The following is an 8,466-nucleotide window of genomic DNA, read 5'->3' on the forward strand; positions in this document are numbered from 1 at the left end:
CGGGAATCTTCGGAGTAGGGGACGCTTGCCATGCTCCGTGACGGGGTGCCGATCGGTGTTGATCGGACGCGACACGCGCGTCCCTCCGAATGTGGACGTGACAAGCACGTCCCTCCGGAAAATTGGGTGGGGCGCGCTGGTCGTGCCCGGTGAGAGGGAATGGATGATCGAGCGTTATCCCTCGGACCCGACAAGCGGGTCCCTCCGAAAGAGAAATGGGACAGAGGGGCCACCTCCGTCCCATGCGCGTTTGCTGATCTTTGCGAAGACGACAGCAAGCCTACCGTCGCCAGCCGCTGAAACCTCGGTTCATGCCACGGAAGCCCGTCCCGTATTGGCTATCGAGAAGCGTGCTGTAGTATGCTGCCTCGCCCTCGATGGCGGAAAGGCCTTCCGTGAACGCCGGCGCCACAACCACCCGCGCTTCCACCATCTCCCGATTGAGACCAAGCTGAACGAGTTGATTGACGATGGTTTGCCGTCGGGCTTCGTCAAGCTGCGGGTTCTCGCCCCGGGGCGACTCTTCCACCACAACAGGGAAGGGGACATGCTCCAACCGCAGTGCGACAGACAGCAGGTGTTTTCGCCCCAGAGGAGTCAGATCGGCCGTCTGGCCCACAAATTCGTGATCGTAAAAGATGAAGTCCGCGGCTTCCGCATTGGTCTGCATCGTTTCCCAATGGGCATCGGTGACCTGCCCGAGCGGGAATGGGCGATCATACACCGGGCCCATTTTGGCCTCGTGAGAGACCTTCGGTGTATGGCAACCGACCAGCAGCACCACGCTCAGCAGTCCCCACGGGATCGCGGCGAAACATCGCCACCCACGGTGCTCCTTCGGCGGCGTGCTTTCCGAAATGCGTTGCTCACGCGTTCCATTCGTGAAGCCCGTTTGCAGGATGCGTTCGTGCCGGTTCATGGCTTATCTCGCGATTTCTCTGGCGGATTATTTCTCTGGGAAACTTCCTGCGGTGTGACCGTATGTCTTTCCTCGCGGTAAAAGAAGTTTCTGTGTGGTTCTCTGTCTACCTGCGTCAGTCGCCGTGGCCGTAGGGGCCGGAGATGGTGGCCGGTCCTCCGGCGTTGTAGCGCCGACGGAGTCGCGGCCAGGTCGTGCTGTCGTATTCCTGAGTGGGTCGCCCTTCGAGATGACCTTTGAGGTAGAACTCGTGGTTGGTCGGCTCGGTGACATCGAAACCTGGCAGCGGCGGCACTTCCTCCGGCTCCATCGGATGGACGATCTCCGGCGTGACCAGGATGATGAGCTCAGTCTCGTTCCGACTGAGGCTCCGCCGCCCGAAAATTTGATTGAATATCGGCAAATCACCCTGATTGTTGCCGGTCATCGAATCGTCCAGCAATCCGGCAATCGCCAGCGTCTGACCTTCGCGCATTTCCACAGTGGTGGTAACAGCGCGGGTGCGCAGACCCGGGGTGCCATTGACTGTGTTCTTCTTGTCGATCTGGCTGAATTCCGGCGCCACCTCCAGTCGGATCAGGTCCTTGTCCAGGACGGTGGGCAGGAACGTGATGATTGCTCCATACGCCCGGAAGTCCGTGGTGACCGCTCCCACGCCGTTGACTCCGACAGCCGTGGGCACGGCAAACTCTCCGCCTGCGATGAAAGTAGCGGGACGGCCGCTCAGGGTCACCAGTGTCGGTTCGCTGAGCAGGCGGACCACGCCATGCTCTTCCAGATAGTGGAGTCCAAACTGGAGGTCTCCTCCGTCAAAGTTGCCGATCACACTCGCCGAACCACCGGAGGAGATGTTGAGCAGGGACTGAATGAGGAATTTCCCCTGGTCGAAGTCGAGCCGCATGTCCACGCCGAAGTTGCGGGCAGCCGTCCGGTTGAGTTCGGCAATTTTGACTTTCAAAGCAACCTGCGGTGGGCCGGGAATCCGCAGCATGTTGATCACCTGGATGGCCGGCAGACTCTGTCCGGCTGCTTCCTGACCGATCGGATCGGCCGCCTTCCCCTCGGCGACGCTCCGGCCACGAACCAGTTCGCCCCGGATGACCGCCATGATCTGCGCGGCTTCGGCGGCGTCGCGTGCCTGACCTTTCACCACGAGCTTGTCGCCGACGACGATCAGGTCCACTTTGCTTTCGGGAAATAACTTGGCGAGATGTGACTCGAGAAGTTCATAACGTTCCACCTGGGTTTTCTCGACTTCCGGATCGGGGATGACCCGCACGAGATACGTCACCGGGCGATAGCGTTCATCCTGGAACCAGAACGTCACGTGGGTGGCACCCTGGCTTTTACCCAGGATGGAAATCTCACGGGGTGTAAACTGAACCACGTCGCAGATGCTGGAATCGACAACCGCCGTGCGATAGACGTCCACCTGCGTCCGCAGCAGTTTGCTCCGCCGCACGATGACGGTCAACTCGCCGGATTCCTCGATGATTTCAAACGGGCTTGCAGCCAGGTTTGGTTTCGGTTGCTCCGGCGCTGGCGACGGGGAAGCCGCCGGTGCCTCGGTTTGCAGGCCTGTCAGAGCCGTCGGCGTTTGATGGCTGGAAGGGCTGAACTCCTTCACCTGCACGGACGGACGGGAAGATGTCCCCGCTTGTCCGCTGATCTCATCGGAATCACCGACGATCGACGGCCGAACGGGACGAAGCGGCGGGGTGCTCTCGGAAGGATTGTTTTGGCTGAGAGCCGGTTGCGCTGGCCCAGGTTGCCCTTCTTCGGTTTGCGCGAGCGAAGGAGTTGTAGCCTGGTCAGCCAGAGAAGGCTGAGGTGTGATCACACGCCACTGCGAGGCAGTATCCTCTGCTGGCTGGCTTCGTTTGAATGCGACAATGTCATTATCGATCAGTGTCACAAGGCTGTCGCTGTCTCGGTTGGGTGTGTCCTGCTTTCGTTGTTCCTCGGAGGTCCGCCCCGGCCAGTCCCAGGCAGTGGTCACCGGCGAGGAAACGGCACGGTCTTCCGCCGCCTGCTCTGCCGTGCCCGTTGAGGCGAGAACGATTGCCTGACGGTTCGGAACCGCGTCCTCAGTGGCAGCCTGCGCCACTTCGGGCGTCACCTCAGCCGGAACTCGCAGGACCGGCTGCTCATCCAGAAGGAAAGGCCGCACCGGGCGGCTGGCTGCCACCGACCAACTCTGGCTCACTTCCATATTTTCGCGGATCAGCCGGAGGACACTTGGCGTGGTGCGCGGGGTCCCGGGCGAGGCCACACCCAGACCGGCCAGTGGTGACTCGTCGCCTCCGAGGTCACCCTCCGTGTCATTGCGGACGGCGCTATTGCGAACCACCAAGGGCTCGTTGACAGCCCGCACTCGCAGGACAATCTGTTGCTGCGATCCCGGCGCCTCCAGCACAATCCGGTGACTGGGCGCCGTTCCCCCGTGATTGACAGTGGAGCCACGAGCGGAAGTCCGATCATGGCCGCTTATTGGAGAATTGTCCTGTGGCTCATCTGACGACAACGCCAAACCCGTCAGGGGGCTGCTGTCGTTTCGGGCAGGCATCTGCGCCGGCGAAAGAACGATCGTGTCTCGTTGCAACGATGCCGCGGGTTTATCTTCGCTGACCCAGATCTCGGCGGGGACGCCTTCGAGGCTTTCTTCAATCCAAACTTCTTCCGGCGAACCTGTCGAAACCACGGCCACCGGCCGATTTTCTGCGGCTTTTTGGGAGACCGACGGTGTCTGCGTCGGGACGCGGATCCGCAACTCAACGGCAGTGTCTTGCGAGCTTTGTTCGGAAAGCGCGGTGCCGGAATCGCGGTTTTCCTCGGGCAGGAGGGGACGGACTTCACCCACCTGAAGTTGAAGGCGCAATGGGGCCGGGGATTGTGGGGCGGAGTTGGCTTCGTCTCCCCGCGCAGTGACGCGTCCCCAGGCCCACGAAAAAATAGTGGTGACCACGGTGAGCATACCGAAAGCGAAGAGAAACGGCACGCCCGTGGCATCACGGCGAACCAAAATCGCACGCTGCGCTGCCTTGTTCATAGCTCCATCCCTGGGTTGTGCGCCGATCGAGTCCGTGATCGGCGACGGATATTCACGCTGTGTCAGTCTCAGTGGAGGTTATTCCATCCTGTTCCAACTTCGTCCACGCGACAGTGTTTCACTAACGTGCGGGAGGCCAAACGTCCCCATGTCCCTCTCGCGGTTTTCTCCCTCAGCGTACCGGCTCCAATTCCGGTTTGGCTTCTGCCGGTGACGGAGTGAGCGGTTTCACTCCCGGGACGGCCGACGCCTGTCCTCGCGGAGACATCCACGGAGGGAGTTTCAGCGCCGGATACCGGTAAGGGCTGTTGTACGCCGTCATGAGCTGCTGGCTGTACAGCCCAGGCCAGTGATAGGTGTATTGAGGCGGCACCGGAAACTTGTAGCTGCCCCGGCATGTGCAGTTGAACCCTCCGATGGCCGACATGTAGCGGGCAAGACACCCCTGGTGGATGTGTCCGTGGCAATCGCACGCCGGGCAGACTGAAGAGAGCTCGACGGAGCTCCCGGCCGTTGGCGGAGCCGGGGAAAGCCCTGATTCTGCGCTACTCGCTGGTGCCGATGCCGAACCTGCCGAACTTTGTTCAGGCTCTGCCGCGCGAAGGTCCCCCGACACGGCTGGCCAGCTAACACTGATTGCCAACCCGACGAGGGTCAGCACAGGCCAAAGCGGCGACTTTGCGTCCCATCTGGCTGACACGGCAACCTCCTTATGGCGGATGCTCTTCGGCACTTCTGGTCAACCTGGTGCAATCCCCAAAAACGATGTCACGCTGCTGTTAAGCGTTATCGTCAAAAGTGCGTTTTCACGCCCACTGGAATTGGGGTAAATTCGTCAATTGGGGGGAGCAGAATTCCGCCACTATCGCCACAAGCTTCCCATTTTCACAATCCGGAGAGCCGGGTTTTGACGATCCTGGGGACGTTCGGGCTGCGCGGCAGTCGTCGAAATGGGGAAGGTGGAGAATCAGAGGGGGAACGGTTGGCGGATTTCTATCAAAATTTTGTTTCCTGTTTGTGTTGGCTGAATTCTTATCTCCGATTTTTCGCTGTCAGTGGAAAAGCTCTCGACCGCGACGAGCATGTGCGCTGGAGTGCGATTCACTCCGGGGAGTTGGAGGGCAGGTCCGCTTTCGGCGGGACCTTTTCCGGAGGGACCCGCTCGTCACGTCCATATTCGGAGGGACCTGCTTGTCAGGTCCGTCTCTCGGAGGGACGTGCTTGTCAGGTCCGCCTTTCCAACGCTGGGTCATCCATTTTGGTTCCCCGGGCACGACAAGCGTGCCCCTCCGAAGCGTCTCTCGGAGGGACGTGCCTGTCACGTCCGCTTCGCGATGTTGGATTATCCAATGTTATTCCCCGGGCACGACAAGCGTGCCCCTCCGAAGCGTCTCTCGGAGGGACGTGCCTGTCACGTCCGTTTTTCAACGCTGGATCATCCATGGCCCGGATGCTTGCGGTCGCCTGGCGGCCGGGGTATAGTAACCGCGGACATGCCGTCAAGTTTGCTGAGCTGCCGGAACAGGAATGGGCCAAATAAAATCGTCGGCACTCCCGCCAACCTGGCCTACCATTCGTTGGCCCACCGCGAAAGGAGATTCATGATGGTGAAAGTCACTCCGCTTGTGAGGTATTTAGCGGGCACGCTTGTGGGCACGCTCCTCGGGATGGGCTGCCTTTTGGCCCAGGATTTTTACGTCGCCCCGGATGGCAATGATGGCTGGTCTGGCAAACTGGCGGCCCCCAACGAGGCCAGGACCGATGGTCCGTTTGCCACAATAGCTCGAGCCCAGCAGGCCGTGCGAGAACTCCGCCAAAAGGAACCTGAGCGACATACGCCGGTCGTGGTCAGCATCCGTGGCGGCCGTTATTTTTTGAGTCAGCCTCTTCGATTCACCCCGGCGGATTCGGGCACTGAAAAGTCCCCTACGGTGTATCAGGCTTACCCCAATGAGCGACCGATCATTTCTGGTGGCGTTCCCCTTTCCGGCTGGAAAGTGGACGATCGAGGCCGGTGGCATCTGGTCCTTGATGAGGTGAAAAGCGGAAAATGGGCCTTCGCCCAGCTTTTCGTCAACGATCAGCGTCGCTACCGTCCCCGTCTGCCCAAAAAGGGCTATTACACGATTGCGGAGCGGGTGCCGCCCCCTGCCGAAAAAGAGCGGGGTGGGGATGACCGGATCCAGTATGCGGAAGCAGAGTTCAATCCCCAATGGACCAATCTCGGGGATGTGGAAGTCAACATTTTCCACCAGTGGTCCATGTCGCGGATGCGGATTGCCAGCATCGATTCGGAGAAAAAGCTGGTCATTTTCCGCCGGGGCACCGGATTCGACTCCTACTGGGCACAGTTCCTCAAAGGGCATCGCTATTACCTTGAAAATGTGAAAGAGGGGCTGACCGAGCCAGGCGAGTTCTATCTCGATCGCACGACGGGTGAACTCACGTATATCCCAAAACCTGGCGAAGATCCGCAAACGGCGGATGTCGTAGCGCCTCGTCTGGATAACCTGGTCATTCTTGCGTGCGACAGTGCGAATAAGCGGTGGGTGGAGCACCTTCAGTTTCGCGGTCTCATTTTCGCCCATTCCAACTGGGTTTGCCCGGAGGATGGGCAGTTCTACCCTCAGGCGGAGGTTGGCCTGGATGGGGCGATTTCGGCTGTGGGGGCGAGGAATGTCCTATTTGACACCTGCGCGGTCATTCACACCGGCACGTATGCCGTCGCGTTTGGAGCAGGTTGCCGGAACTGCCGGCTGGAAAATTGCGAACTGGTCGATCTGGGAGCGGGTGGGGTGAAGATTGGACATGCCGGTTCGGCCAACTGGCAGGGGGCCAGTCAGCAACCCCAGGGCGAGGATGCCCTCGTCTCACACATCACCGTGAAAAACTGCACAATTGCCCATGGAGGACGCATCCATCCCGCGGCCGTCGGAGTCTGGATCGGCCATTCACCTTACAACACGGTGGAACACAACGACATTTTCGATTTCTATTACACGGGGGTTTCGGTGGGTTGGACGTGGGGCTACGCGGAAAGCCCGGCCCATCACAACGCGATCAATTACAACCACATCTACAACATCGGACAGTACGTGCTCTCTGACATGGGGGGCGTGTACACCCTGGGAGTTTCGCCGGGAACGACCGTTAATCACAACAGGATCCACGACGTTTATTCGTTCAGTTATGGTGGCTGGGGGTTGTACACGGACGAAGGTTCCACGCACATCGAGATGGCCTACAACCTTGTCTATCGCACAAAAACCGGCAATTTTCACCAGCACTACGGAAAAGAGAATCGCATCCATAACAATATCTTTGTGAACTCGATCGAGCATCAAATCCAGCGAACCCGCACGGAACCCCATATTTCGTTCTTCTTTGAGCGGAACGTTGTTGCCTGGGAGAACGACAGTCCGCTGCTGGGTAGCAACTGGAACGACAATAACTTTCGGATGGATTACAATCTGTACTGGCACGGAGGAAAGCCGGTCGTCTTTCCGGGTAACCTGACGCTCGAAGAGTGGCAAAAACAGCGGGGGCAGGATCTGCATTCCATCATCGCGGATCCAAAATTTGTCGATCCCGCAAACGAGGATTATCGACTTCAGCCGGAGTCGCCGGCCTTTAAACTGGGATTTCAGGCGTTCGATCCACGGGAAGCCGGGCGGACCAGCCCGCCGGTGCTCACTGTCAATTTGCCAGAGGTGCCTGCCGGGTTGCCCAAGGGTGAGTGACCTGGGCTGAAACGCGGATAAAACGCTGGACGAAACGCCAGACATTTCGGGAGGGTCTTGTATGCGCCTCGGGTATGCTCTTGTTTTTCTGGGATTGATGGCGTGTGCTAAGGGGATGGGGATTTTTAGTCCCCCATGCCTGGCCGAAGAGTCGCAATTCGAGTGGACGCCACCGCCGGAGTCTCTGGCGAGATGGCGGGCGATGCGGTTCGGGCTGTTCATTCACTGGGGACCAGTCAGCATCAAGGGGACGGAGATCGGATGGTCTCGCGGGGCTCAGGTCCCCATCGAAGAGTACGACAATCTCTACAAACAATTCAACCCCGTAAACTTTAACGCCGATGAATGGGTGGCCATCGCCAAAGAGGCAGGCATGAAGTATCTCGTGATCACATCGAAGCACCACGACGGCTTTTGTCTGTGGGATTCGGAATACACCGATTACGACATCATGTCCACGCCGTTTAAGCGGGACGTGCTGAAGGAGCTTTCCGAAGCCTGTCGCCGCCAGGGGATCGTGTTCTGCACGTATCACTCTATCTGTGATTGGTACCATCCCGATTACCCGTTGGGCTCCCCCGGCGGTCGAACGCGTAAGCCCAACCCCAACATGGAGCGCTACGTTCAGTACCTCCACAACCAGACGGCGGAGATTATTCGCAAATACGGACCGTTGGGAGTCATGTGGTTCGACGGGGAATGGGAAGCGCCCTGGACGCATGCCCACGGCCTGGCCCTGTACAAACACATTCGCACCC

General features: G+C 59.4%; 5 protein-coding genes. 2 read left to right on the forward strand and 3 right to left on the reverse strand.

Features of this window, described 5'->3' with window-relative positions:
* Positions 1-280: 280 nt before the first annotated feature.
* The 3 genes from H5U08_RS05560 to H5U08_RS05570 all read right to left on the reverse strand — a co-directional run bounded on the left by H5U08_RS05560 (position 281) and on the right by H5U08_RS05570 (position 4,668).
* A complete protein-coding gene (locus tag H5U08_RS05560; RefSeq protein ID WP_297031096.1) occupies positions 281-919 on the reverse strand; it encodes a hypothetical protein in 639 nt (212 codons plus the stop codon).
* A gap of 115 nt (positions 920-1,034) precedes the next feature.
* Positions 1,035-3,968 carry a pilus assembly protein N-terminal domain-containing protein gene (locus tag H5U08_RS05565; RefSeq protein ID WP_297031098.1) on the reverse strand — a complete coding sequence of 978 codons (2,934 nt, stop codon included), beginning with the start codon at positions 3,966-3,968 and terminating at the stop codon, positions 1,035-1,037.
* Between the two features lie 172 nt (positions 3,969-4,140).
* Positions 4,141-4,668: a hypothetical protein gene (locus tag H5U08_RS05570; RefSeq protein WP_297031100.1), complete on the reverse strand. Its 528-nt coding sequence runs from the start codon at positions 4,666-4,668 to the stop codon at positions 4,141-4,143.
* Between the two features lie 901 nt (positions 4,669-5,569).
* Here H5U08_RS05570 and H5U08_RS05575 point away from each other — a divergent pair.
* Together H5U08_RS05575 and H5U08_RS05580 are read left to right on the forward strand one after the other, a co-directional pair.
* On the forward strand, positions 5,570-7,708 hold the full coding sequence (locus tag H5U08_RS05575; RefSeq protein WP_297031102.1) for a right-handed parallel beta-helix repeat-containing protein: 2,139 nt from the start codon (positions 5,570-5,572) through the stop codon (positions 7,706-7,708).
* A 61-nt stretch (positions 7,709-7,769) separates the two neighbouring features.
* Positions 7,770-8,466 (forward strand): alpha-L-fucosidase (locus H5U08_RS05580; protein ID WP_297031103.1); only part of this gene is annotated, 697 nt, incomplete at its 3' end.

Source organism: Thermogutta sp., assembly GCF_014359955.1.
Lineage (GTDB): Bacteria > Planctomycetota > Planctomycetia > Pirellulales > Thermoguttaceae > Thermogutta.

Coding starts and splice junctions, on each gene's coding strand:
- H5U08_RS05565 (WP_297031098.1), bottom strand. CDS start 3,968: ATGAACAAGGCAGCGCAGCGTGCGATTTTGGTTCGCCGTGATGCCACG.
- H5U08_RS05575 (WP_297031102.1), top strand. CDS start 5,570: ATGATGGTGAAAGTCACTCCGCTTGTGAGGTATTTAGCGGGCACGCTT.
- H5U08_RS05560 (WP_297031096.1), bottom strand. CDS start 919: ATGAACCGGCACGAACGCATCCTGCAAACGGGCTTCACGAATGGAACG.